Origin of the sequence: Propionimicrobium sp. PCR01-08-3, assembly GCF_030286045.1 — a bacterium.
Classification (GTDB): domain Bacteria; phylum Actinomycetota; class Actinomycetes; order Propionibacteriales; family Propionibacteriaceae; genus Brooklawnia.
Genome location: NZ_CP127390.1, coordinates 1301824 through 1325600, shown reverse-complemented (window position 1 = coordinate 1325600; position 23777 = coordinate 1301824). Strand labels below are relative to the sequence as shown.

General features: G+C 65.1%; 22 protein-coding genes. 1 reads left to right on the top strand and 21 read right to left on the bottom strand.

Features of this window, described 5'->3' with window-relative positions; genetic code table 11:
* Nucleotides 1-197: 197 nt before the first annotated feature.
* The 17 genes from QQ658_RS06060 to alaS all read right to left on the bottom strand — a co-directional run bounded on the left by QQ658_RS06060 (nucleotide 198) and on the right by alaS (nucleotide 18543).
* Complete coding sequence (locus QQ658_RS06060) at nucleotides 198-941, bottom strand: M50 family metallopeptidase (protein WP_286026756.1); 744 nt, start codon at nucleotides 939-941, stop codon at nucleotides 198-200.
* A gap of 158 nt (nucleotides 942-1099) precedes the next feature.
* Nucleotides 1100-2293, bottom strand: a complete 1194-nt coding sequence (metK, locus tag QQ658_RS06055) for a methionine adenosyltransferase (protein WP_286026755.1) — start codon at nucleotides 2291-2293, stop codon at nucleotides 1100-1102.
* A 3-nt stretch (nucleotides 2294-2296) separates the two neighbouring features.
* Nucleotides 2297-2638 carry a DNA-directed RNA polymerase subunit omega gene (gene rpoZ / locus QQ658_RS06050; RefSeq protein ID WP_286026754.1) on the bottom strand — a complete coding sequence of 114 codons (342 nt, stop codon included), beginning with the start codon at nucleotides 2636-2638 and terminating at the stop codon, nucleotides 2297-2299.
* 31 nt (nucleotides 2639-2669) lie between these two features.
* Nucleotides 2670-3227 carry a guanylate kinase gene (gmk, locus tag QQ658_RS06045; RefSeq protein WP_286026753.1) on the bottom strand — a complete coding sequence of 186 codons (558 nt, stop codon included), beginning with the start codon at nucleotides 3225-3227 and terminating at the stop codon, nucleotides 2670-2672.
* A 4-nt stretch (nucleotides 3228-3231) separates the two neighbouring features.
* Complete coding sequence (gene mihF / locus QQ658_RS06040; RefSeq protein ID WP_286026752.1) at nucleotides 3232-3594, bottom strand: integration host factor, actinobacterial type; 363 nt, start codon at nucleotides 3592-3594, stop codon at nucleotides 3232-3234.
* Nucleotides 3595-3631: 37 nt separating this feature from the next.
* The gene (gene pyrF, locus QQ658_RS06035; RefSeq protein WP_286026751.1) at nucleotides 3632-4453 is read right to left on the bottom strand and encodes an orotidine-5'-phosphate decarboxylase; all 822 of its coding nucleotides are present in this window, start codon (nucleotides 4451-4453) and stop codon (nucleotides 3632-3634) included.
* A complete protein-coding gene (locus QQ658_RS06030; protein ID WP_286026750.1) occupies nucleotides 4450-5550 on the bottom strand; it encodes a quinone-dependent dihydroorotate dehydrogenase in 1101 nt (366 codons plus the stop codon). The genes pyrF and QQ658_RS06030 overlap by 4 nt, the downstream gene beginning before the upstream one ends.
* Nucleotides 5551-5600: 50 nt before the next feature.
* Complete coding sequence (gene carB, locus QQ658_RS06025) at nucleotides 5601-8918, bottom strand: carbamoyl-phosphate synthase large subunit (RefSeq protein WP_286026749.1); 3318 nt, start codon at nucleotides 8916-8918, stop codon at nucleotides 5601-5603.
* Nucleotides 8918-10054 carry a glutamine-hydrolyzing carbamoyl-phosphate synthase small subunit gene (gene carA, locus QQ658_RS06020; protein WP_286026748.1) on the bottom strand — a complete coding sequence of 379 codons (1137 nt, stop codon included), beginning with the start codon at nucleotides 10052-10054 and terminating at the stop codon, nucleotides 8918-8920. Before carA ends, carB begins: the two co-directional genes overlap by 1 nt.
* A complete protein-coding gene (gene nusB, locus QQ658_RS06015; RefSeq protein WP_286026747.1) occupies nucleotides 10041-10568 on the bottom strand; it encodes a transcription antitermination factor NusB in 528 nt (175 codons plus the stop codon). Before nusB ends, carA begins: the two co-directional genes overlap by 14 nt.
* A complete protein-coding gene (gene efp, locus QQ658_RS06010) occupies nucleotides 10568-11149 on the bottom strand; it encodes an elongation factor P (RefSeq protein ID WP_286027047.1) in 582 nt (193 codons plus the stop codon). Before efp ends, nusB begins: the two co-directional genes overlap by 1 nt.
* Before the next feature lie 136 nt (nucleotides 11150-11285).
* Nucleotides 11286-12374 (bottom strand): 3-dehydroquinate synthase, encoded by a 1089-nt coding sequence (aroB, locus tag QQ658_RS06005; protein WP_286026746.1) that lies wholly within the window; start codon nucleotides 12372-12374, stop codon nucleotides 11286-11288.
* Between the two features lie 22 nt (nucleotides 12375-12396).
* Nucleotides 12397-12915 (bottom strand): shikimate kinase, encoded by a 519-nt coding sequence (locus QQ658_RS06000; RefSeq protein WP_286026745.1) that lies wholly within the window; start codon nucleotides 12913-12915, stop codon nucleotides 12397-12399.
* Entirely contained in the window at nucleotides 12908-14107 is a 1200-nt protein-coding gene (gene aroC / locus QQ658_RS05995) for a chorismate synthase (protein WP_286026744.1), read from the bottom strand. The genes QQ658_RS06000 and aroC overlap by 8 nt, the downstream gene beginning before the upstream one ends.
* Nucleotides 14108-14225: 118 nt before the next feature.
* Nucleotides 14226-15392, bottom strand: a complete 1167-nt coding sequence (gene mltG / locus QQ658_RS05990) for an endolytic transglycosylase MltG (RefSeq protein WP_286026743.1) — start codon at nucleotides 15390-15392, stop codon at nucleotides 14226-14228.
* Between the two features lie 9 nt (nucleotides 15393-15401).
* A complete protein-coding gene (ruvX, locus tag QQ658_RS05985; RefSeq protein WP_286026742.1) occupies nucleotides 15402-15869 on the bottom strand; it encodes a Holliday junction resolvase RuvX in 468 nt (155 codons plus the stop codon).
* Nucleotides 15859-18543, bottom strand: a complete 2685-nt coding sequence (gene alaS / locus QQ658_RS05980; protein ID WP_286026741.1) for an alanine--tRNA ligase — start codon at nucleotides 18541-18543, stop codon at nucleotides 15859-15861. The genes ruvX and alaS overlap by 11 nt, the downstream gene beginning before the upstream one ends.
* A 93-nt stretch (nucleotides 18544-18636) precedes the next feature.
* Here alaS and QQ658_RS05975 point away from each other — a divergent pair, with 93 nt between their 5' ends.
* Entirely contained in the window at nucleotides 18637-19644 is a 1008-nt protein-coding gene (locus QQ658_RS05975; RefSeq protein WP_286026740.1) for a YihY/virulence factor BrkB family protein, read from the top strand.
* Nucleotides 19645-19875: 231 nt separating this feature from the next.
* Here the strand turns inward: QQ658_RS05975 and QQ658_RS05970 are convergent, their stop codons facing one another.
* The 4 genes from QQ658_RS05970 to QQ658_RS05955 all read right to left on the bottom strand — a co-directional run bounded on the left by QQ658_RS05970 (nucleotide 19876) and on the right by QQ658_RS05955 (nucleotide 23683).
* Nucleotides 19876-21252 carry a replication-associated recombination protein A gene (locus QQ658_RS05970; RefSeq protein ID WP_502928938.1) on the bottom strand — a complete coding sequence of 459 codons (1377 nt, stop codon included), beginning with the start codon at nucleotides 21250-21252 and terminating at the stop codon, nucleotides 19876-19878.
* Nucleotides 21253-21451: 199 nt separating this feature from the next.
* Nucleotides 21452-22282 carry a nucleotidyl transferase AbiEii/AbiGii toxin family protein gene (locus QQ658_RS05965; protein WP_286026739.1) on the bottom strand — a complete coding sequence of 277 codons (831 nt, stop codon included), beginning with the start codon at nucleotides 22280-22282 and terminating at the stop codon, nucleotides 21452-21454.
* Complete coding sequence (locus QQ658_RS05960; protein ID WP_286026738.1) at nucleotides 22279-22821, bottom strand: type IV toxin-antitoxin system AbiEi family antitoxin domain-containing protein; 543 nt, start codon at nucleotides 22819-22821, stop codon at nucleotides 22279-22281. Before QQ658_RS05960 ends, QQ658_RS05965 begins: the two co-directional genes overlap by 4 nt.
* Nucleotides 22822-22903: 82 nt before the next feature.
* Nucleotides 22904-23683 carry a tyrosine-protein phosphatase gene (locus QQ658_RS05955; RefSeq protein WP_286026737.1) on the bottom strand — a complete coding sequence of 260 codons (780 nt, stop codon included), beginning with the start codon at nucleotides 23681-23683 and terminating at the stop codon, nucleotides 22904-22906.
* Nucleotides 23684-23777 lie beyond the last annotated feature (94 nt).

Here is a 23777-nt window from a genome sequence, read left to right as displayed (position 1 = left end):
CAAATTCTGCGATTCCCTGATGCCCCGATTCGCCGACGCATTCGGGATCGGCCACACGTGACGCGATCGAGTGGCGATTCCTCATCCTTGCGGCCGATGTCCGTCATGGGCGGAACGCCAGGCAGAAGGAAGACGAGAACAAGGCCAGGAACCCGGTCCCGAAAGCAAACGCGACGATGATTCGCCGTGAGGCCTACTCAGCGCAGTATCGCCGACAGCGCAGGGCCGACCACCAGGACGAGTGTCCGGATGGCCCACCAAGTGGGTGCGGCGATGAGCGCCGCCATCAGCAACGACCAGATCGCTGCCGGCACCGGGGTGATCCGTGCCAGCGCCCCCGGATCGTCCGAGCGGTCACCGTGCCCGAGCACCGCAGCGAACTGGCGCCACGAGCCGACCAGCAGGACGACCCCGGCAGCCGCGACCACCGTCGAGGTCCAGGCCACGTCTCCCGTCCACCACAGGACGCCCACGCCCACCAGCAGCCCGACCAGGACGCCGACGGTGAAGATCGAACGCGAGCGCACCAGTGCGATCAGCAGCAGGATCAGGGCCACCAGCAGCACGACGTCTCCGCGCCCGGACATCGCGGTGGCGATCACCCCGGCTCCCACCAGCGCGGGCATCGGATAACCGGCGATGGTGGTGAGGACCAGGCCTATCCCCCGTGGGCGCCCGGACGTCACGGTGTGCCCGGACATGTCCGCGCTGACCACGAATCCGGTGAATCGGCGTCCACACAAGATCCCCACGATGGCGTGCCCCAACTCGTGGACGACCGTGACCAGTGGACGCAACACCACCCACAGGGGCGGGACCACCACGATCACCGCGGCCACAGCCACGGCGGTGACCAGCCAGGCACCCGTCGGCACCGGCTGCGCGGCCACTGACGCGCTCAGCCGGTCGAGAAGATGGTCCCTCAGCGTGTACCAGTCCATGGCGTCAGTCTGCCCAAGAAAGCTGAGCACCAGACACAGCATGAGCCTGCGCCCGTCGACGCACGCGCGTTGCGAAGACCACCAGCTGAACATCAATGGATTGCAGACGGGCACCGGTCCACCGGAGCCCGACCAGAATTCGCGGGTTTTCGCGCAAGCTAGCCGCGAACCTTACGAGCCAATTCGTCGGCCCGATCGGTCCGCTCCCAGGTGATATCGGGCAGCTCGCGCCCGAAGTGACCGTAGCAGGAAACCTCTTTGTAGATCGGACGCCGCAGATCCAAGGTCTGCACAATGGCCGCCGGACGCAGATCGAAGACCTCGCGCACCGCCGCAGCGATCTGCCGATCGGGCACTTCGCCGGTGCCGAAGGTGTCGATGTACAAGCTGGTCGGGTTGGCCGTGCCGATCGCGTAACTGACCTGAGCCTCGCACCGCGCCGCCAGACCGGCCGCCACGATGTTCTTCGCGACCCAGCGCATGGCATAGCTCGCCGAACGATCGACCTTGCTCGGGTCCTTGCCGCTGAATGCGCCGCCGCCGTGCCGGGCCATACCGCCGTAGGTGTCGACGATGATCTTGCGTCCGGTCAGACCGGCGTCGCCCGCCGGTCCGCCGATCACGAAACGCCCTGTCGGGTTGATCAACACGCGGGGTGAGCCGGTCTTGAAGCCGAACGACTCCAGCACGGGAGCGATGACCTCGCGGCGGATATCGGGGTCGAGCCGGGCGGCCACGTCGATATCGGCGCGGTGCTGAGCCGAGACCACGACGGTATCGACGCCTACCGGTTTGCCGGCATCGTCGTAGTCGATGGTGATCTGGGTCTTGCCATCGGGACGCAGATACCCGAGAGTTTCGTCGCGGCGCACCTGGGTGAGCCGCTCGGCCATCCGGTGGGCCATCTGAATGGGCAGCGGCATCAACTCGGGAGTCTCGTCGCAGGCGAAGCCGAACATCAGGCCCTGATCTCCGGCACCTTGCAGATCGAAGTCGTCGACGGCTTCGCCGTGGCGCGCCTCCCAGGAGCCGGTGACGCCCTGAGCGATGTCGGGTGACTGGTTATTCAGCGTCACCATGACACCGCAGGAGCCACCGTCGATGCCCTTCTCGGCCGAGTCGAAACCGATGGCCAGCAGCCGCTCGCGGGCGAGCTTCTGAATATCGACGTATGACTCGGTCGTGGCCTCACCGGTGACGATGACGACGCCGTTGGCGACCAGGGTCTCTACCGCAGTATGCGAGCCCGGATCGTCGGCCAGCATGGCGTCGAGAACGGAATCAGAGATCGCGTCGGCGACCTTGTCGGGGTGCCCTTCGGTGACCGATTCGGAAGTGAACTGCCGCCCCATGAATCAGGCCGGGTCGATGTCGCCGAACGGATCGGACAAGGAGAAGTCCGGATCGTTCAATGCCTCGGCGCGGGCAGCGGCCTCGGCCTCGGGATCAATCTCGGTGTACTGCAGCTGGCCGGCCTGCACCTCGCGCAGCGCGATCGACAAAGGCTTCTCCTGCGGAAGCGTCTCGACCAGCGGCCCGACGGACTCGAGCAGACCCTCGCCGAGCTGAGCGTAGTAGGCGTTGATCTGCCGTGCCCGCTTCGCGGCGAAAAGCACCAACCGGTACTTCGAGTCAACCGATTCGAGCAGGTCGTCGACCGGCGGATTGGTGATGCCCTCGGGAATATGTGTGCTCAAGATACGTCCTCGCAAAAGCTGATGATAGAAATCACAGACCTATGAACTTTACCAACTCGTCCACGGTTTTTTCCACTGTGACGTTGGCAATGATGCAATCGAACTCGCCCTCGGCGGCCAACTCCTGACGCGCCGTGGCCAAACGCCGGGACATCTCCTCCTCGGTCTCGGTGCCGCGGAAATGCAGTCTGCGCACCAACTCGGCCCAATCGGGCGGGGCGATGAAGATCTGCCGGGCGTCCGGCAGCGACGTGCGTACCTGCCGGGCCCCTTGAAGATCGATCTCCAAAATGGTCGGGATTCCGGCAGCAAGTTTTTCCTGGACGGCCTGCCTCGGCGTGCCATAACGGTGCACGCCATGGACGACCGCCCACTCGAGCAGGCCGTCCGCGGCGATCAGATGGTCAAAGGTGGGGTCGTCCACAAAGAAGTAATGCACCCCATCGATCTCGCCGGAACGAGGCGGGCGCGTGGTCACGGAGACCGAAACGTACACCTGCGGATATCGCTTCTTCAGGGCCGCGACAACGGTTCCCTTGCCCACCGCAGTGGGTCCGCTGATGACATACGCGCCCGCCGCATCGTCCATGACGTCAGTTGAACTCCGACTTGAGACCGGCGACTTGGTGACGTCCGAGACCGCGGACGCGCCGATTGGCCGCGATGTCGTACTTCTCCATGATCTCGGACGCGCGCTTCTCGCCGATTCGCGGTACGGCCTTCAGCAGGTCAGCCACCCGAATATGTGCAAGCACGTCGTCGCCGGCGCACTCGTCCAGGGCCTGGCCCAAGGTCTTCGAACCATCGCGCACCGCGTTCTTCAGCGCAGCGCGTGCCCTGCGGGATTCGGTAGCCGCGGCCCTGGCAGCCTGCAGCTGCTCGGGAGACAGTGTTGGAATTGCCACGTCGAATTTCTCCGTTTCATCTCTTGTCCGCCGACGCCGAGCATCTGGCATACTCAAGCTGCCGACACACGTGGACAATATAGAATATTTAGCGGGAGTTTGGGTACCCGCCGAGCCGTTCGGTCACCGATCGTAACGCTTCACGATCGGGTCCCGCTTTCATCACTTCCCGGGATGCACTTGGCAGCACATGGGCTGCGGCTACGCCGAATAGCGAATCCAGAGATTCGATCGTACCCCCCTGAGCGCCGATACCGGGAACCAGGATCGATCCGGAAAACCGATCGAGGTCAAGATCAACTTCACCCAGCGTGGCACCCACCACCAGCCCAACGGCATCGTCGCCGGACGCCTGATTCACGCTCTCGGCGGCATCCACGATCTGCTGGGCCACGCTGCGCCCGGCAGTGCTGGCCTGCTGAACCTGCTCCCCCTCCGGGTTGCTGGTCCGGCACAAAACATAGACCCCTCGTCCGGTTTGCACGGCAAGGTCTATGGCCGGAGTCAGTGATCCGAAGCCCAAGAACGGGCTCACGGTGATGGCATCGGCGCTCAGATCGGTGTCGCCCGACAGATAGGCCCTCGCGTACGCACCCATCGTCGACCCGATGTCGCCTCGTTTCACATCGAGAATCGACAAGGCGCCCACTTCGGCAATGTCGGCCAGCACGCGCGCCAGCACGCCGAGCCCTGGGGCTCCGAAGCATTCGAAGAAGGCCGCCTGAGGCTTGAAGACCGCCACCTGATCACCGATCGCCTCGATCAACCCGCGGGAGACCCGCTCGAGCCCGTCCAGGTCATAGTCGTATCCCCAGGCGGCCACCAGCGGTTCGTGCGGGTCGACTCCCACGCAGAGGTTCCCGCGGCGGGCGACGATCTCGGCCAGCCGGGTGCGGTAAGGAACGCTCATAGCAGTGTCCTTTCCGGAGCGGTCAAGGTGTTGATGCCCCGGATCAGCGCCGGGCCGTTGAAAATGAACCCGGTGTAGATCTGCACCAGTGCGGCGCCTGCATCGAAGAACGATTGGGCGTCGGTAGGAGTCATGATGCCGCCCACCCCCATGATCGGCAGGTCGGTCTGGCCCGCGATCGACTCCACCATTCTCAGCGCCTTACGCGTCAGCGGAGCCCCGGAGAGGCCGCCGGCCTGGTTGGCCAGATGAAGCTCGGAAGGATGCAGAAACTCGCGTCCGGTGGTGGTGTTGGTCGCGATGAGCCCGGAGATGCCCGAGCTTTGGCACACCTCGATCAGCCCGCTGACATCGTAGGGAGCAAGATCCGGCGCCAGCTTCACGAAGATCGGCAACGGATGGTCCGGGTCGAGCTCCGCAGCCGTCTGCACCAGCGCGGTGGTCAACCCGGTCAGCGCATCGCGGTCTTGCAGGCTACGCAATCCTGGGGTGTTCGGGCTCGACACGTTGATCGCGACATAGTCGGCGTACGGTGCGATGGTGCGCAACGAATGCAGGTAGTCGTCCACGGCCTCTTCGAGCGGGGTGGCCTTGGTCTTGCCGATCGACACCCCGACCGGGTAGTCGAGGGCATTGGTGCCGCGGCGCACATTCCACTGATTCAGCCTGGCGGCAAGCGCCTCGACACCCGAGTTGTTGAACCCCATCCGGTTGATGACCGCCCTGCTGTGCGGAAGGCGGAAGAGCCGGGGCTGGCGATTGCCCGGCTGCGCATGAGCGGTCACGGTGCCGAGCTCTGCGAAGCCGAAACCGAGCGCTCCCCAGACCATGGCGGCCAGGCCGTCCTTGTCGAGACCTGCCGCGACTCCGACGCGTCCGGGGAAGTCCACTCCGGCGACCTGCACCGGGTTGCGGCGCTCCCCGATGTACTTCTGAATCTGGTCCAGCACCGGGTCGGGCAATTCGCTCAGCAAAGTGATCATGTGCTGATGGATCTCTTCGGGATCACCGTTCGCCACCGCGAACAGGACCGGACGAACCAAACCCCGATAACTGGTCAATAGCAATCGGACGACCAATTCATCGCTGGTGACCATCGCCTGCTTCCTCCCCTGGATACTGGTCTTACCCTCGGCCCGGATAAGAACTACCGGGTTTGCTCGATCTGCTTCGCCCAGTTCTGCAGCGAGCGGACGCCGATATTGCCTGCGCGCACCGCTTCGATGCCTTGGACCGCAGCCTCCAGGCCCTGCACCGTCGTGATCGACGCGACCTGGTGCAGCACGGCTGCCGTGCGGATCTCGTAACCGTCCTTGCGTGGCGAACCGTCAGCGGTCTGGCCACTGGGCGTGTTGAAGATCAAGTCGATTTTGCCATCCAGGATCAGTTCGACGATAGTCGGCTCGCCGTTCGGCCCGCGCCCGGCGGAATGTTTGCGCACCGGCGTCGCCTGCACACCATGCAAGGACAGCATGGAGGCCGTGCCCTCGGTCGCCAGGATCGTGAACCCGAGATCGACCAGCCGTTTGATCGGGAAGATCACGTTGCGCTTGTCGCGGTTGGCCACCGAGACGAAGACGGTGCCGTCCTTGGGCAGCTGACCGTAGGCCGCGGCCTGCGATTTCGCGAAGGCCAGCCCGAAGTTGGACGCCAGCCCCATCACCTCACCGGTCGAACGCATCTCCGGCCCGAGCAACGAGTCGACCGTGGCGCCTTCGATGGTGTGGAAGCGGTTGAACGGCATGACCGCTTCCTTGATCGCGATCGGCATGCCCTTCCAGGTGTCCGCGCCGTCGCCGGATGCCCGCAGCATGCCGCGGGCGCGCAACTCGGCGATGGTCGACCCGAGCATGATCAAGGTCGCCGCCTTCGACAGCTGGGTATCGGTGGCCTTCGATACGAACGGCACGGTGCGTGACGCGCGCGGGTTGGCTTCCAGCACGTAGAGCGTGTCGGAGGCCAGCGCGTACTGAATGTTGATGAGCCCTTGCACCCCCACACCGCGGGCGATGGCCTCGGTCGAGATGCGGATCTGATCGATCACCGCGCTGCCCAGGGTCGACGGCGGCAGCGAGCACGCCGAGTCGCCGGAGTGGATGCCGGCCTCCTCGATGTGCTCCATCACCCCACCGAGGTAGAGCTCGTGGCCGTCGAACAAGGCGTCCACGTCGATCTCGATCGCGTCGTCCAGGAAGCGGTCGATGAGCACCGGGGTCTCGGCGCCGATCAGGGTCGAGTTGTCGATATAGCTGTGCAGGGAGTCTTCGTTGTAGACGATCTCCATGCCGCGTCCGCCCAGCACATAACTTGGCCGGGCCAGCACCGGGTAGCCGATGTCGGCGGCGATCGCGCTGGCCTCGTCGAAGCTCGCGGCCATGCCGTGCTTGGGTGAGGGCAGATTGGCGGCGGCGAGTACCTGGCCGAACGCGCCACGTTCTTCTGCCAGGTCGATGGCGGCCGGGCTGGTACCGACGATCTTCACGCCGGCCGCCTCCAGTTCGCGGGCCAGCTTCAGTGGGGTCTGGCCGCCCAATTGGACGATGACGCCCGCGACCGGGCCGAGTTTCAGCTCGGCGTGGTAGATTTCCAGCACGTCCTCGAGTGTCAGCGGCTCGAAGTAGAGCCGGTCCGAGGTGTCGTAGTCGGTGGACACGGTTTCGGGGTTGCAGTTGACCATGATCGAGTCATAGCCGTTGGCCGACAGCACCATGGCTGCATGCACGCAGGAATAGTCGAACTCGATGCCCTGCCCGATCCGGTTCGGGCCGGAGCCGAGAATCAGCACGGCCGGGCGCTTGCGGGGCTCCAGCTCGGACTCTTCGTCGTAGCTGGAGTAGTGATACGGGGTTCTGGCCGCGAATTCGGCGGCGCAGGTGTCGACGGTCTTATAAACCGGACGCACTCCCAAGATCCAGCGAAGTTCACGGATCAGCTGCGGGTTGGCCTGCCTGAGGTCGGCGATCTGCTCGTCGGAGAGACCATGCCGCTTCGCCGTCCGCAGCAGCTCGGCGCTCAATTCTTCGGCGGTGCGGATCTGCTCGGCGATCTGATAGACGATGTCGAGTTGGTCGAGGAACCATGGATCGATGCCGGTGGCCTGGTGAAGTTGCTCGACGGTGACGCCGGCGCGCAGGCCCTGCATGACCTCTTGGATGCGCCCATCGTGGGGCTGCGACATGCGGGTCAGCAGATCGTTCCGGTCGCCGATCTCGCACGCGAAGTCGAAGGGGGCGTCCGGGTTCTCCAGGGAGCGCAGCGCCTTGCCGAGCGCCTCGGTGAAGCAGCGTCCGATCGCCATCGCCTCGCCCACCGACTTCATGTGGGTGGTCAGCGTGTCGTCCGCATTCGGGAACTTCTCGAAGGCGAACCGCGGGATCTTCACCACGACGTAGTCGAGGGTCGGTTCGAAGGACGCCGGGGTCTCGCGGGTGATGTCGTTCGGGATCTCGTCCAGGGTGTAGCCGACGGCGACCTTGGCGGCGATCTTCGCGATCGGGAATCCGGTCGCCTTGGACGCGAGCGCTGAGCTGCGCGATACCCGGGGGTTCATCTCGATGACGATCATCCGGCCGTCTTCGGGATTGATGGCGAACTGGATGTTGCAGCCGCCGGTGTCGACGCCGACCGAACGGATGATGGCGATACCGACGTCGCGCATGTGCTGGTATTCGCGGTCGGTGAGTGTCATGGCCGGTGCGACGGTGATCGAGTCGCCGGTGTGCACACCCATCGGGTCGAAGTTCTCGATGGAGCAGACGATCACGACGTTGTCGGCACGGTCGCGCATGACCTCGAGCTCGAACTCCTTCCAGCCGAGGATGGATTCCTCGACCAGCACTTCGGTGACGGGGCTGGCGTCCAGGCCGATCTGGCCGAGGCGCTCGAGTTCGGCGGCATCGTGGGCGAAGCCGGAACCCACCCCGCCCATCGTGTAGCTCGGCCGAAGCACGACCGGCAGCCCCAGTTCACCGGCGGCGGCGCGGATTTCTGCCATGGTGTGGCAGATCCGGCTGCGCGCCACCTCCGCCTTGCCACCGGCGAATTCCGGCAGGCCCTCGACGACCTTCTTGAACTCCTCACGGTTCTCGCCGCGCTTGATGGCGGCCACCGAGGCACCGATCAGCTCGACGCCGTAGCGCTCCAAGACGCCCGACTCGTACAGGGACACCGCGGTGTTCAACGCCGTCTGGCCGCCCAGGGTCGCCAGCAGCGCGTCCGGCCGCTCTTCGGCGATGATCTTCTCGACGTATTCGGGGGTGATCGGCTCGAGATAGGTCGCATCCGCGAACTCAGGGTCGGTCATGATGGTGGCCGGGTTCGAGTTGACCAGGATCACCCGGTAGCCCTCGGCCCGCAGCACCCGGCAGGCCTGGGTGCCCGAGTAGTCGAATTCGGCGGCCTGCCCGATGACGATCGGGCCCGAGCCGATCACCATGATCGAGGCGATGTCTGTGCGACGGGGCATCAGAAAGAACCCTCCTTGTGGGCCGACATCAGGTCGGTAAACCGGTCGAACAGGTATTCCGCATCGTGCGGTCCTGCTGCGGCTTCGGGGTGGTACTGCACCGAGAAGGCCTTCAATTCGCCGTTCCGGCTCAGATCCAGGCCCTCGACCACATCGTCGTTCAGGCAGATATGACTGACCTCCACGGTGCCGAACTCGGTGGGCACCTGTTCGTTGCGGGGCACGTCCACGGCGAAACCATGATTGTGCGAGGTGATGTCGATCCGGTTGGACGCCCGGTCGAGCACCGGCTGGTTGATTCCGCGGTGACCGTATTTCAGCTTGTAGGTGCCGAATCCCAGGGCCCTGCCGAGAATCTGGTTGCCGAAACAGATCCCGAACACCGGCAGCTTCGCGCCCAGCGATTGCTTGGCCAGTTCGACGGCATGATCGGCGGTGGCCGGGTCGCCGGGCCCGTTGCTGAAGAAGACACCGTCGGGGGCGACGCGGATGACCTCGTCGAAGGTGGCGGAGGCGGGCAGCACGTGTACCTCGATGCCGCGCTCGGACAGCTCGCGTGGGGTATTCGATTTGATGCCCAGGTCGATGGCGGCGACGGTGAAACGCCGCTCGCCGTGTGCGGGCACCACATAGGGTTCGGCGGTGCTGACCTCGGCCACCAGGTCGGCACCTTCCATACTGGGTTGCTCGAGCACCTTGGCCAGCAGCGCATCCGAATCGGTCCCGAGCGAACTGATGCCGACGCGCATCGACCCGCGCTCTCTCAGGTGCCGGGTCAGGGCACGGGTGTCGATGCTCGAGATGCCCACGATCTGCTGGTTGACCAGTTCGGCCTCCAGGGTTCGGGCCGAGCGCCAGTTGCTCGGCCTAGGCGATGGATCGCGCACGACATAGCCGGCCACCCAGATGCGGCTCGATTCGTCGTCCTCGTCGTTCCACCCGGTGTTGCCGATGTGCGGGGCGGTCGAGATGACGACCTGGCGGTAGTAGCTCGGGTCGGTCAGCGTTTCCTGATAGCCCGACATTCCGGTGGCGAAGACGGCCTCGCCGAAGGTTTCACCGATGGCCCCGAAGGCCTCGCCGCGAAATGTGCGTCCGTCCTCCAGCACCAGAATGGCTGGACTACTGCTGACCATGAGCCTTCCTCCCCGGGCGGGTCTGTGCGGCCCTGCCCAGCAGTCCGTTCAGGAATGTCACCGAGTCGTCGGTGGATAGTTCGTCGGCCAATTCCAGGGCCTCGCTGATGGCGGCCCTGGCGTCGATCGGCGTGTAATCGAGTTCGTAGATCGCCATCCGCGCCAAGCACCGATCGATGCGCGGCATCCGCTCGATCGGCCATTGGCTGCTGGTCAGTCCGCTGATTCTGCGATCGATGTCGGCCTGATTATCACGTACGCCGAGGACGATTTCGCGGGTGAACTCGCGCACGGTCACGTTCGGATTGTCCAAGCGCTCGGCGAGCACGGTGAACGGATCCAGCTCACGCAGGTCGGCCTCGAACAAGATGTCCAGAGCTGCGTTGCGGGCCTTCGTCCGGGTCGAATGGTGGGCCTCGGCCATATCGACCGAAGAAACCTTGACCGCCCCGGGTACCGGCGGATGTTCACCGGCCACCAGCGGGAGCGGATGTTCGTCGGCGGGATGTGTCATCAGGCGTTGACGCGGCCGAGGTATTCCCCGGATTCGGTGGAAACCTTGACCTTTTCACCGGTGGTGATGAACAGCGGCACCTGAATCTGCTTGCCGGTCTCCAAGGTGGCGGGCTTGGTGCCGCCGGTGGAGCGGTCGCCCTGCAGGCCCGGCTCGGTGTAGGTGATCTCCAATTCGACGCTGGCCGGCAGGTCGATGTACAGCGGGTTGCCCTCGTGGGTGGCGACCGTGATGGTCATGCCTTCGAGCAGGTAGTCCTTGGCGTCGCCGAAGGTTTCGGCCGGGATGGTCATCTGGTCGTAGGTGTTGGTATCCATCACCACGTATCCGGTGGCGTCCGCGTAGAGGTATTGCATCTCGGAGCGGTCCACCTGAGCCATGTCGATCTTGGTGTCCGCCGGGAAGGTGCGATCGACGGTTTTGCCGTTGAGCACGTTCTTGATCTTGGTGCGCACCACGGTGTTGCCCTTGCCCGGCTTGTGATGCTGGAACCACAAGACTTGCCACAGCTGGCCGTCCAGATCGAGTACCGTGCCGTTCTTGATGTCGTTGGTGGTAGCCACGCTTGCCTTTCCGATCATGACATTGTCAAGTTGCCGGAATTCGTCCGGCACAAAGATTTCGGCGGTGAACCCGCAGTCGTCGATTGTACTGCCAATCGGCAAGTCGGACCGAATTATGGCCGATCAGATGCCACGGGTGGTTTCATCGCCCGATTCACTCGTGCGCGAGCTCGGCGTAGCACTCTTCCAGGACACGTTCGCTGGGGGCCGCGATGATCGCCGGATCACCCAGGTTGCGTAACCCGACGAACCGTAGGGCCGCGCCGCGGGTCTTCTTGTCGCGGCCCATCAGTTCGCGCAGCTCGGCGAAGGGCGCACGCCGGTAGCTGGTCGCCAGCCCCAGCGAGCCGATCAGCTCACGATGATGGGAGACGGCTTCGTCCGACAGCCCGAGCAGGCGTCTCGATAGCTGGGCGGCATAGATCATGCCGAGCGCCACCGCTTCCCCGTGCCGCAACCGATAGTTTTCCCACGCCTCGATGGCGTGCCCCATGGTGTGGCCGTAGTTCAGCAGTTCGCGCCCGATGGCGCTGCCCACCGAGGTCGATTCCCGCAGGTCGGTGGCGACCACGTCCGCCTTGAACTGCACGGCCCGGCGGATCAGCTCGGCATGCCGGGCACTGGTCACGTCGAGTGCTCCGGCAGGTGAGACGGCGACCAGCTCCCGAATCCGTTCATCGCGGACGAAGCCCGCCTTGATCACCTCGGCCAGCCCCGACCGGACCTCCCGGTCGGGCAGCGTGCGCAACAGATCGAGATCGGCAATCACGCCGCCGGGTTCGTGGAAGGCGCCCACCAGGTTCTTGCCCTCGGGCAGGTCGATGCCGGTCTTACCGCCGACCGCCGCGTCCACCATGGCCAGCACCGTGGTGGGCACGCTCAGGTATCGCACCCCGCGCAGCCAGCTGGCCGCGACGAACCCGGCGAGATCAGTGGTGGCTCCGCCGCCGACTCCGATGATCAGGTCCGAACGTGTGAATCCGGCATTCGCCAGCGCGCTCCAGCAGCTGGCCAGAATCTGGGGCGTTTTCGCGGCCTCCCCGGCCGGCACGCCGACCGACAGCACCGACACGCTCGCCGATCCCACCAGCCGCGAGACTTCGAGGGCGACTTCGCTGACCGGCTCGGCATAGATCACCGCCACCCTGGTGGCGCCGGTGACCAGTCCGGGCAGCTTCTGCAAGGCGCCAACCTCGATCTCGACGTCATAGGGGTGGTCGGTGGCGAACCGGACGGTGCTCATGGTCTCTCCTGACTGTGGGATGTCATGGTCTGTCGGCGCGTTCCAGCGCGGTGACGATGTCGGTGACCACCTGGCCGGGCGACCGTCCGGCGGTGTCGACGGCCAGCGTCGCGACCTGTTCGTAGTAATGCCGGCGGCCGGCCACCAGCTTCTTCCAATTGCCGGCCACATCGCCGTTCAGCAGCGGACGAGTGGTCGAGGCGCCCACCCGGCGTACCGCCTCCCTGACGGTGGCGCGCAACCAGACGACCGGGTAGTCGGCCAGCATGGTGCGCAGCCCGGTATTCGTGACCGCTCCCCCGCCCAGCGCGACAACACCACCGGCCTCCAAAGCGGCCAGCGTGGCATCGAATTCCAGCTGCCTGAAACCGACCTCACCTCGTTCGGCGAAGATCTCGGTTATCGGACGCCGTTCGGCCCGCTCGATGGCCTTGTCGACATCGCAGAACCGGACGCCGAGTTGCGCGGCGAGCAGCGCCCCCACCGTGGACTTGCCGACCGCCGGAGGACCAACCAGCACAATCGCCGGTTGCTCAGTCATGGATCGACAGACCCCGTTCGGCCACCTGACGCAGATAGCCCTGATAGTTGCGGCGGGTCTCACCGAGCGAGTCGCCACCGAACTTCTCCAAGGCACATTCGGCCAGCATCAACGCGACCATCGCCTCCGCGACCACTCCCGCGGCCGGCACGGCGCAGACATCGGAGCGTTGATGATTCGCGACCGCCGCCTGGCCGGTGGCCACGTCGATGGTGCGCAATGCCTTCGGCACGGTGGCAATCGGTTTCATCGCGGCCCGCACTCGCAGCACCTCGCCGGTGGACATGCCGCCCTCGGTGCCGCCGGAGCGCTGCGACAGCCGCTCAATGCCCTGGCCGCCGCGCACGATCTCGTCGTGGGCCTGGCTGCCACGGATCCGGGCCAGCTCGAAGCCGTCTCCGAGCTCCACGCCCTTGATGGCCTGAATGCCCATCAGTGCCCCGGCCAGCCGGGCATCCAGCCGGCGGTCTGCCTGGATATGGCTGCCCAGCCCTGGCGGGCAGCCCCACGCCACCACCTCGACCACCCCACCCAGGGTGTCTCCGGCCTTCTGGCATTCGGCGATCTCTTCTTGCATCCGGGCGCTCGCCTCCGGATTGAAGCAGCGCACCGGGTCATCGTCGATCAGCGGCAGGTCGGCCATCGTCGGGAAACGATCGGTTCGGGGCGCGGCGATGCCGCCGATCTCGACGACATGGCTCAGCACCGTGATGCCATAGGCCTGCGCGAGAAAGTTCTGAGCCAGGCGTCCAATCGCCACCCGGGCCGCCGTCTCGCGGGCGCTGGCCCGCTCCAGCACCGGACGGGACTCGGCGAAGTCGTATTTCTGCATGCCGGCGAGGTCGGCATGGCCCGGGCGGGGCCGGGTCAGCGGAGCATTGCGGGCGAGTTCGGCGAGTTCCTTGCCGTCCACCGGATCGGCCGACATGACTTGTTCCCACTTGGGCCACTCGGTGTTGCCGACCATGATCGAGATCGGCGAGCCGAGGGTTCGGCCGTGCCTGACACCGGTGAGCAGGGTCACCTCGTCCGCCTCGAATTTCATTCGGGCGCCGCGGCCACTGCCGAGCCGGCGCCTGGCCAGAGCCTGAGCGATATCGTCCGAAGTCACGGCGACGCCGGCGGGCAGTCCCTCGATGGTGCCCACCAGGGCGCGTCCGTGTGATTCACCAGAAGTCAGGTATCGCAGCATGATCCCAGTATCCCAGATCAGCGCCGACGACCGGTCCGATCGTCAGCGAGCGAACAGTGAACCACGCTCGGGGCCTGCCGAAGATCCGTGAGATGCGGCGATAATTCTTCCGAGCTTCCTAGCCTCCGGTGCAGGCATCGCCGTTCGCCTGACACCACGCCTGGAACTCGGCGACATTGGCGTCGTGACCGGCTGAATCCGAGGCAAACTTCGTCTCACCGGTCTCCGGGTTGACGGCCACGAAGTAGAGGTAGTCGCCCTGGGTCGGATTAACCGCGGCCTCCAACGCGCTTCTTCCGGGGTTCGAGATCGCGCCCGGGGGCAGTCCCTCATGCACGTAGGTGTTGTAGGGAGAGGGATCGGCACGTTCCTCATCGGAGGTGGTGACCGTGCCCGACGAGTTCACCGCGTAGATGACCGTCGAATCGAGTTGCAGCGACATGCCGTCGTCGAGCCGGTTATACAGCACCTGCGCGATGTCGGGGCCGTACTTCGGGTCGCGGGTCTCCTTCTCGATGATGGACGCGACCGTCAACGCCTCATAGGGGGTGATGCCCAAGGCCTCGGCCTTGTTCTCGAAGTCGAGTTCTTCGGCGACCGAATCGAACTGCTGCACCATGTCCGCCAGCACATCGGTTGCGCTCGGCTCGGTGTCGAAGACATAGGTGTCCGGGAAGAGCATGCCTTCGGTCGCGCCGCCCGCCCAGTCGGGCAACGGCAGCTCGGACGGGGCGTCCAGCACCCCGGTGAAGTCGTCCTCCGGGATGCCGGATTGCTCGGCCAGCTGGCTTATCAGGATCGTGTTGCGTAATCCTTCGGGGATCGTGACCTGCGTATTGACCATATTGCTGCGGTCCATCAATGCTCGCACCGCGCCGTCAGCAGACATCTTCGTCTTCAGCTGATAGGTGCCGGGCTGGATGCCCGATGAACCCGAGATGTCCTCGGCCGCATTCAAGAAGGCCTTGGTCGAGCCGACAACATCGGAAGCGACCAGCACGTCGCCCATATCGGTGAGGGTGGCTCCGTCGGGGATCTCCACCAGCACGTCGGTCTCGCCGGGGCCCGGATAGTCGGCGGCCTGGGTGAAATTCAGATACCCCTGCTTGACTTTCGTGTAGACGAAGTATCCGCCGCCGATCAATACGGCGAGCGAGACCACGATCGCCAGCAGATTCTTCAGCCAGGAGCCACGGCGCTTGACCGGCGGCGGGGTGAGATCATCCGACCCGCCCTGCTCATCGTCATAGTCGCCGTAGTCGTCTTCATCGAGGAATCGGCTCATCGTTCAGGGCTAACCTTCCTGGGGCCAGGGGCGACCGGCTGGGTGGCCGGTACGCTTCTCGTACTCGAGCGCCTGCTCAAGAATGTCCACGGCAGCGGCTTGATCAATAATACTTCGCCTGTTGCGTGACGACTTGCCGCTCGCGGCCAGCTTACGGGCTGCGCTCGCCGTGCTCAGCCTTTCGTCCACGACACGCAGCGGCAGCGCCAGCCGATCGGACAGCCGATCGGCCACCACCGCCATCTGCTGGGCTGCCGGGCCCTCCCAACCGGCCAGGTTCACCGGCCAGCCGAGAAGCACCTCCATCGGCTCGTATTCGGCACAGAGCTCGGCGATCCGTTTCAGGGTGCCGGGGCCGGTCGGTACGGTCTCCACCGGGTAGGCCAGCAGCCCGTCCCGGTCGCAGGCCGCGATCCCGACCCGCGCCTTGCCCCAGTCGACCGCCAATCTCGCTCCGCGCCGAAACTCAGCGTCCAAGAACGGTCTCCACCTCGTGGCGGGCCGCTTCGACGGCCTGCGGAGCGGTATCGGAGTTCGATCCGCCACCTTGGGCCATGTCATCCTTGCCGCCGCCCTTGCCGCCGAGTTCGGCGGCGGCCCGCCGGACGATCTCGCCGGCTTTGATGCCCAGGTCGCGGGCTTGCCCGTTGACCGCCACCACCACCGACGGCTTGACGCCGGTCGAGATCAGCACAACCACCGCGGCCCGGCTACCGAACTTGTCACGCACCTGAGCTGCCAGCGTCCGCAGGTCGCCCGCGTTCACATCGGCGAGCACCTGGGCGGCGAAGGCGACGCCGTCGATGTCGTGGGCCGCCTGCACGATGCCCGCGGTCTGCGCCTGCAACTGGCCCATCCGCAGATCCGCGATCGTCTTCTGGGCCTGCTTGAGCTCGGCGACCATCGACTGGACGCGGTCGCCGAGCTGGTCGGGCTGAACCCGAAGTGTGTCGCTGAGCTGGCTCACCAGCGCCCGCTCGGCCGCCATGTGCGCGAACGCATCGGTGCTCACCAGGGCCTCGACACGCCGCGCACCCGAGCCGACCGACTGCTCGCCGAGCACCGACAGCAGACCGATCTGGCTGGAATGTTCGACGTGGGTGCCGCCGCACAGCTCGCGGCTCCAAGGCCCGCCCATCTCGACCATCCGAACGATCGGCGGATACTTCTCGCCGAACATCGCCATCGCGCCGAGAGCCTTGGCGTCCTCCAGCTTCATCTGGGTCGCGCTGACCGCGAGATCGTCGCGGATCGCGACATTGCAGCGCTCCTCGATCTCGGCACGCAGCTCGGGCGAAAGCCCCTTGGTGGACGAGTAGTCGAACCGCAGGTAGCCGGGTTTGTTGAATGAGCCCGCCTGGGTGGCGCCCGATCCGACCAGTTCGCGCAAGGCGGCGTGCAGCACGTGGGTGGCCGAGTGCGCCTGGCAGGCGCCGCGCCGATTGAATCCGTCGACCAATGCGGTCACGTCGTCGCCGACGACCAGTTCGTTCGGCACCTTCACCTTGTGCACGATCAGCCCGGGTACCGGGCGCTGCACGTCGAGCACCTCGAGTTCGCCGGCCGGGGTGCGCAGCACGCCGCGGTCGGAATCCTGACCGCCGGACTCGGCATAGAACGGGGTTTCGGCCAGTACGACTTCGACGATGCTGCCGGCCGGAGCCTGGGTGAGAGTCTCACCGTCGGCGATCAGGCCACGCACCTTGGTGTCGACCGAAAGATCGGTGTAGCCGAGGAAGGGGGTTTCGCCCTCGGCACGCAGCACCTGGTAGGCCTCGGTGCTGACCACGCCGCCCTTCTTGGCGCGGGCATCGGCCTTGGCGCGCTGGCGCTGCTCGTCCATCAGGGTGCGGAAGGCGTCCTGATCGACGCTCAGCCCCTGCTCGGCGGCCATCTCCAAGGTGAGATCGATCGGGAAGCCGTAGGTGTCGTGCAGCTGGAAGGCCTTGTCGCCCGACAGCTTGGTGCCGCCCGCGGAGCGTACATCGCGCACCGCCGTGTCGAACAATGCAGTGCCCGAGGTCAGGGTACGGGTGAAGGTCTGCTCCTCGGCCTCGGAGATGTCGCGGATGCGCTCCCACTGCTCATCGATGTCGGGGTAGGAGGCATGCATGACTCCCCTGCTGACATCGAGCAACTCCACCAGCGATGAGCCGCCATAGCCGAGCAGCCGCATCGAACGGATCGAGCGGCGCAGCAGACGCCGCAGCACGTAGCCGCGCGCCTCATTTCCGGGAGCCACACCGTCGGTCATCAGCATCAGCGAGCTACGCACATGATCGCCGATCACCCGCAGGCGCACGTCGTTGACGTGGTCGGCGCCATACTTCTTGCCGGACATCTCGGAGGCCTTGGCGATCACCGGGAAGACCTCGTCGGTCTCGTACATGTTGTCGACGCCCTGCATCAGCAGCGCGATCCGCTCCAGGCCGGCACCGGTGTCGATGTTCTTGCTGGGCAACGGCCCGGCAATGTCGAAGTCGTCCTTCGCCCGCACGACCGACAGATCCTCCTGCTGGAAGACCAGATTCCAGATCTCCAGGTAACGGTCCTCGTCCGCATTCGGGCCACCATCGGGGCCGTACTCGGGGCCGCGGTCGATGTAGATCTCGGAGCAGGGTCCGCCCGGCCCCGGAATACCCATGTTCCAGTAGTTGTCCTTGAGGCCGCGGGCCTGAATGTGCTCGGCCGGCACTCCGACGGACTTCCAATAGCCGATGGCCTCGACGTCACCGTCGGGATATGCAGGGTGCAGGCCCGGGCCGAGCACCGTCACCCACACCTTGGCCGGGTCGAAGCCGAAACCGCCGTCGTCCACCGATCCGGTGACCAGTTCCCAGGCCCATTCGATGGCTTCTTTCTTGAAGTAGTCGCCGAAGCTGAAGTTACCGAGCATCTGGAAGAAGGTGCCGTGTCTGGTGGTCTTGCCGACGTCTTCGATGTCGAGGGTGCGCACGCACTTCTGCAGGCTCACCGCGCGCTTGTACGGGGACGGCTCGGCGCCGATGAAGTACGGCTTGAACGGCACCATCCCCGCGTTAACGAACAACAGGGTCGGATCGTTGTACAGCAGTGATGCACTCGGCACCACGGTGTGGCCGTGCGCGGCGAAGAAATCCACGTAACGACGTCCGATCTCAGCTGCCTTCATCCCTCATCCTCACTCGCTTCGTGCATCCGGCCGATTCCGGCCAAACCAGCAACTAAGACTACCGCGCATGCAAGTTCCGCGTAGATTCGACTCATGACCCGGCGATCTGACACACCGAACCCCCGAATGGACGCCGCCAGCTGGCGTTACACCCTCAAGTCCACGATGCAGCGGTTCAGCGCGAACCAGGCAACCGACATGGCCGCGACCTTGACCTATTACACGGTCTTGGCGATGTTTCCCGCCCTGCTGTCGCTGGTCTCGATCTTGAAGTTGAGCAGTGTGGGCGACACCCTGATGCCTGCGCTGACGCAGATGATCGCCCAGGCGGTTCCCGACGAGGCGACGGCCGGGGTGATCGTGGACATCATCGAGGGGTTCTTCTCGTCATCGGGTGCCGGCTTGGGCCTGGCGATCGGCGTACTGACCGCCGCTTGGTCGGCCAGCGGCTACATCGCCGCACTATCACGCGCCATGAACCGCATCTACCAGGTCGAAGAAGGACGCAATTCGCTGGCGCTCAAGGTCCAGCAATTCGGCCTCACGATCGTGGTGCTGGTCAGCATGGCGGTGCTGGTCGCGGGCCTGGTGCTCAGCGGCGGGGTGGCCAGCTGGCTCGGCGATCTGGTGGGCTTCGGCGAGGGTGCGCTCGTCGTCTGGGGCATCGCCAAGTGGCCGGTCATGCTGGCCTTGGTGATGATGCTGATCGCCGTGCTGTACCACTTCAGCCCGAATGTGAAGCTTCCGAGGTTTCGCCCGGTGAGCTACGGCTCGATTGTGGCGGTTTTGGTCGCCATCATCGCTGTGGCGGGCTTCAGTTTCTACGCGGTGAATTTCAGCAGCTATGACGCCACCTACGGCGCGTTGGCCGGGTTGATCATCGGGTTGTGGCTGTTGTGGCTGACCAATGTGTCGATCGTGCTGGGCGCTCACCTCGATATGGAGGTGCTGCGCACCAAGCAGTTGCTGGCGGGGGCTCCCAGCGAACGCGAGGCTGATCTTGAGCCGAGGCAAAGCGCCGGCATTCTGAAACAGACGCAGAAGGACGACAGGCTGGCCGCCCAGGGCCACGAGCTGCGCGGTGAACGCTCCGAGGACTAACGGATCACGCAGCTAGGCGATTGGCCCGCTGTGGTCATTCCAATCCCGCCTTGCTGCGCTGTCCATCCTCGCCCCCAACGGGCCCTGAGCACCCCGAATGGGACCCGCCGCACACCCCTTCCTCGAAGGGAATGACAGGGCCCGACGGTCATGCGCCCTGGATTGAGACCGAAGGGGACGCGCCGAACCGCACTATTCGGGGCTGTCCGGCGTGTTGCGATGGACCGGCGATCAGGCGTCGGCGTCCGGATCGTCCCCGGACTCGAGAAGTTGCCGGATGATCTCCAGCCGATCGGAGATCTGAACCTCGTTGCCGTGGTCGGTGGGCTGGTAGTAACGCTTCCCCACCAATTCGTCGGGCAGATACTGCTGGGCCGCGACCCCGTGCGGATAGTCGTGCGCATAGCGGTATCCCACACCGTGCCCGTAGTCTCCGGCGGACGAATAGTGGGCGTCGCGCAGCTGGGCCGGTACGTCGCCGATCCGGCCCGACCGGACATCGGCTATCGCCTGATCGATCGCTTTGATCACCGCGTTCGACTTCGGGGCGGTCGCGGCGGCGATGGTCGCCTGTGCGAGGTTGAGCCTCGCCTCGGGCATGCCGATCAACTGCACAGCCTGGGCCGCCGCGACACAGGTTTGCAGCACGCCGGGAGCCGCCATACCGATGTCTTCGCTTGCCGAGATCACCAGCCTGCGCGCGATGAAGCGGGGATCCTCCCCTGCCTCGATCATGCGGGCCAACCAGTGCAAGGCCGCATCCACATCGGAGCCGCGCACCGACTTGATGAATGCGCTGATCACGTCGTAGTGCTGATCACCGTTGGCGTCATAGCGCACCGCCGCCCGGTCGACTGATTGTTCGAGAGTTTCCAGGTCGATCGTGGACGCCTGCTTGGCATCCGCACTGCGGGCAGCCTCTTCGAGGTAGGTGAGCACCCGGCGGGCATCGCCTCCGGCCATCGACAGCATGGCTGTTCGGGCGGCATCGTCCAGTTCGTAGCGGCCGCCGAGCCCCCGCTCGTCTGCCAGCGCCCGGTCGATCAGCTGATTCAGATCGTCATCGGTCAGCGGACGAAGGGTCAGCACCAGCGAGCGGGACAGCAGCGGCGAGATCACGCTGAAGCTGGGGTTCTCTGTGGTGGCGGCGATCAACGTGACCAGCCGGTTCTCCACGGCGGGCAGCAGCACGTCTTGTTGGGCCTTGTTGAACCGGTGCACCTCGTCCACGAACAGGACGGTCGAGGTGCCGCGGGCAAGTTCGCGCTTGGCGGTCTCCAGTTGGGCCCGCACTTCTTTGACTCCCGAGGTGACCGCGGAGATCTCGACGAACCTGCGGCCGGTCTGATGGGAGACCACCGCGGCGATGGTGGTTTTGCCGACTCCCGGTGGCCCCCACAAGAAGACCGACATGGCGCCGCTGCCCTCGGCCAGCCGGCGCAGCGGCGATCCCGGTGCCAGCAGATGCTGCTGGCCGACGATCTCGTCGATGGTGCGAGGACGCATCCGCACCGCGAGCGGCAGATTCTGATGGTCGGCGGCGGCCAGCGATCCGCCGGTAGTCTGCCCAGGCTCCGGGTCGATGTTGCCGAAAAGGTCCTCACTCACCTTGCCGACGCTACCTTGTACCTGCGCAAAAGTAATTCCACTTCGGTTCCTGACGAGTGACCGCCTCCCAAACAGCAAGGTATAAGGTCGGTTTGCCTCGGTGATAGACCAAGACCTCAATGGACAGCCAACAGCATTCGGGATCAGCCGAACATTTCTCGCTGACATCCCGGCCTTGATCGGCCTGATTCTGCGGTTGTCAGCCTATTGATGCGGCGATGCGGCGCACGAACTCGTTGACCCAGTCCACAGCTTCCTCCACGGCCGGTATGACATTGAGACCTTCTGCGGCTTCGGCGTAGAGCGTGGTCCAGTTGTTACTGCCAGCGATGACCGGTGGCCAGGCCTGCTGCTGGCGGTAGTCAAAGAGCCGGACGCATGTCGCGGCCACCCGCGCGAGATCAAGGTCTTCACCATCGTGGAGGAGTTGGAGGTCCACCAGGTCGCGTGCCCGTTCGCTTCCCTCCGCAGAGACGGCATGGAGTTTCTGCGCTACCTGGTGGTCGACTCGCATGACCGGCACGGGTTTTGGCGCTTCAAGTCCCACTTCCGTAAAGAGATCAACCAGTTCGGTGGAAAGTCGGTACTCGGGCTCGTCGGCATCACCGATCTCATTGTGCCCCAGCTCGAAACTCACCGTGCACCATGCCCTGCCCCAGTAGTCGAGCTTCACCGCGAAGGGTTGCATCACGTACGCCGTTGGCACGGCAGGCGGACGAGGCGCGGCCTTCTCGACCAGTCTCCCGGTAAAGCCTGCCCAACCAGCGGACAGCGACTCCTCGAATTCATTGCGGAATGTGCGCAGTGGCGTGACTCGTGCGGCGTCGAGGTCGCGAGTGAACCGCGTACGGCGCCCGTAGCGCAGCGCCATTGCGCTGCCGCCCTTGATTGCACCCTCGGGGAGCATCTGCCCGACCACAACCAGAGCCATCGTGATCCGGCGACGCAGAGCAAGGCCTTCGTCGCCTTCGACGTTGCGGATGCGTTGTTCCAGCGAGCGCACGCTCGTCGGCGCACTGCTGTAGCTCATGATGGCAGTCCGTTTTGCACCTGCCGCCACTCGGACGTCGTTAGCAGCCCCTCGCTGCGTGCCTGCTTGGCCGCCTCCAGCAGACGCTCGGTCTCGATGCGACCACGGCACTCGAGGATGGCGTCAGCGACCGGTTGCGCGGCGAGACCCTCGTAGAGCGTCGTGTGTGCCTCGCCCTTCACCTGCGTCAGCTCCATGAAAGGCGGCAACGTGGGACGAGTCCGGCGGCGAACAGCTACCTTGATCCGTCTGGGATTCACATCAGCAAGACCGAATAGCGCCAGCACCGACTCACCGTGCAAGTATGCCCCCTCGCCTGCTCGTAGCAGCGCTTCAGCGAACTGATCGTAAGGTGCCCGTGGGATGTCTGACACACGGTAGAGCCCGTAGGCCACGTGCTCCAGACCGCCACGTGCCGTGAGCTTGGGCAGCTCGACGGCGGGCACTCCGGCCTCAGCTGCCTGGCTCGTCGTGACATACCCGTAGTGATCGCGCGCGACCTCGCGCACGGCATCCCGATACTTCACATCAGCAGCCATGTCACGACTATACCTATACCGGTAGAGTTGCGACAAGTAGGAGTGACGCTTGAGATGCCATCACATCCAGCAGGACGCCGTGTCAGCCGAGCAGCTTCGCCTCGAGGCGCTCTTGGTCTTCGGGCATCCAACCGTTGACCTCGAGCCAGTCCGAGACCGATCCGAAGTCACGAGTCACCCGGCTGAGCACCAGTTCCATCAGCTCGGGCGGGGTCGACTGGGACTGCACGTCGGCGTCGTGCTCGGCCGATCCGGCGCTCGCCCCGAATCCGAGCTTCGAGAGAATGGCGACGATCCGGTCGGTGCTGGCCGCATAATCCGCCAGCACCTGATCTTCGGGGACGCCGAGGGCGCTCAGCAGCACGGCGCTGACGGTTCCGGTGCGGTCCTTTCCGGCGGCGCAGTTGATGATCGCGGCGCCCGGGGCCTGCGCCACGGCCCGCACCGCCTGCACGATGTTTTCCGGGCGGGTGCGGAAGTAGCCGAGGTAATGGCCGGCCACGATGTGCACGGTGTCGGGCGGGTCGCCGTCTTCGAGCACCGACATCTCACCGAACCAGGTCGGTATCGGGTCGTCGGGATTGTCCTCGGGATAGAGGCTGAGCTCGTGCACTCGGACGCGTCCATCGAACGGGAAGCCGTGCGCGTGAGCGCGTTCGCTGTTGGTGCGCAGGTCGATGATGTCGCTGACCTGCCGTTCGCCCAGCAGCCAGTCGATCGACGGTTCTGGCAGATCATCCAGATTGTCCGAGCGCATCGCCACACCGGCGCGAATGGTGCGTCCATCAGCCGTGCTCATGCCGCCGAAGTCACGAATATTGACCAGGCCCGCAACATCGAGCCAATTCGGTTCATAAGCCATACTGCGAACCTACCAACCCTTCTCGCTGCCTTCGACTAGTTGGGCCGCGGCCAGCGAAAGACCAAAATCTCTGCCCTGATACACCGGTCTTGGT

Bases quoted from the DNA above. Each gene is read 5' to 3' on its own strand.
- gmk (WP_286026753.1), bottom strand. From the start codon at position 3,227: ATGGACGATGCGGCGGGCGCGTATGTCATCAGCGGACCCACTGCGGTG.
- QQ658_RS05955 (WP_286026737.1), bottom strand. From the start codon at position 23,683: ATGGCTTATGAACCGAATTGGCTCGATGTTGCGGGCCTGGTCAATATT.
- pyrF (WP_286026751.1), bottom strand. From the start codon at position 4,453: ATGAGCGTTCCTTACCGCACCCGGCTGGCCGAGATCGTCGCCCGCCGC.
- carA (WP_286026748.1), bottom strand. From the start codon at position 10,054: ATGGTCAGCAGTAGTCCAGCCATTCTGGTGCTGGAGGACGGACGCACA.
- mihF (WP_286026752.1), bottom strand. From the start codon at position 3,594: ATGCCAGATGCTCGGCGTCGGCGGACAAGAGATGAAACGGAGAAATTC.
- QQ658_RS06000 (WP_286026745.1), bottom strand. From the start codon at position 12,915: ATGACTGAGCAACCGGCGATTGTGCTGGTTGGTCCTCCGGCGGTCGGC.
- nusB (WP_286026747.1), bottom strand. From the start codon at position 10,568: ATGACACATCCCGCCGACGAACATCCGCTCCCGCTGGTGGCCGGTGAA.
- aroB (WP_286026746.1), bottom strand. From the start codon at position 12,374: ATGAGCACCGTCCGGTTCGCCACCGACCACCCCTATGACGTCGAGATC.
- QQ658_RS06030 (WP_286026750.1), bottom strand. From the start codon at position 5,550: ATGGTCACCAGCGATGAATTGGTCGTCCGATTGCTATTGACCAGTTAT.
- efp (WP_286027047.1), bottom strand. From the start codon at position 11,149: ATGATCGGAAAGGCAAGCGTGGCTACCACCAACGACATCAAGAACGGC.
- alaS (WP_286026741.1), bottom strand. From the start codon at position 18,543: ATGAAGGCAGCTGAGATCGGACGTCGTTACGTGGATTTCTTCGCCGCG.
- QQ658_RS05960 (WP_286026738.1), bottom strand. From the start codon at position 22,821: ATGGCTGCTGATGTGAAGTATCGGGATGCCGTGCGCGAGGTCGCGCGC.
- QQ658_RS05965 (WP_286026739.1), bottom strand. From the start codon at position 22,282: ATGAGCTACAGCAGTGCGCCGACGAGCGTGCGCTCGCTGGAACAACGC.
- mltG (WP_286026743.1), bottom strand. From the start codon at position 15,392: ATGAGCCGATTCCTCGATGAAGACGACTACGGCGACTATGACGATGAG.
- carB (WP_286026749.1), bottom strand. From the start codon at position 8,918: ATGCCCCGTCGCACAGACATCGCCTCGATCATGGTGATCGGCTCGGGC.
- QQ658_RS06060 (WP_286026756.1), bottom strand. From the start codon at position 941: ATGGACTGGTACACGCTGAGGGACCATCTTCTCGACCGGCTGAGCGCG.
- QQ658_RS05975 (WP_286026740.1), top strand. From the start codon at position 18,637: ATGACCCGGCGATCTGACACACCGAACCCCCGAATGGACGCCGCCAGC.
- aroC (WP_286026744.1), bottom strand. From the start codon at position 14,107: ATGCTGCGATACCTGACTTCTGGTGAATCACACGGACGCGCCCTGGTG.
- metK (WP_286026755.1), bottom strand. From the start codon at position 2,293: ATGGGGCGGCAGTTCACTTCCGAATCGGTCACCGAAGGGCACCCCGAC.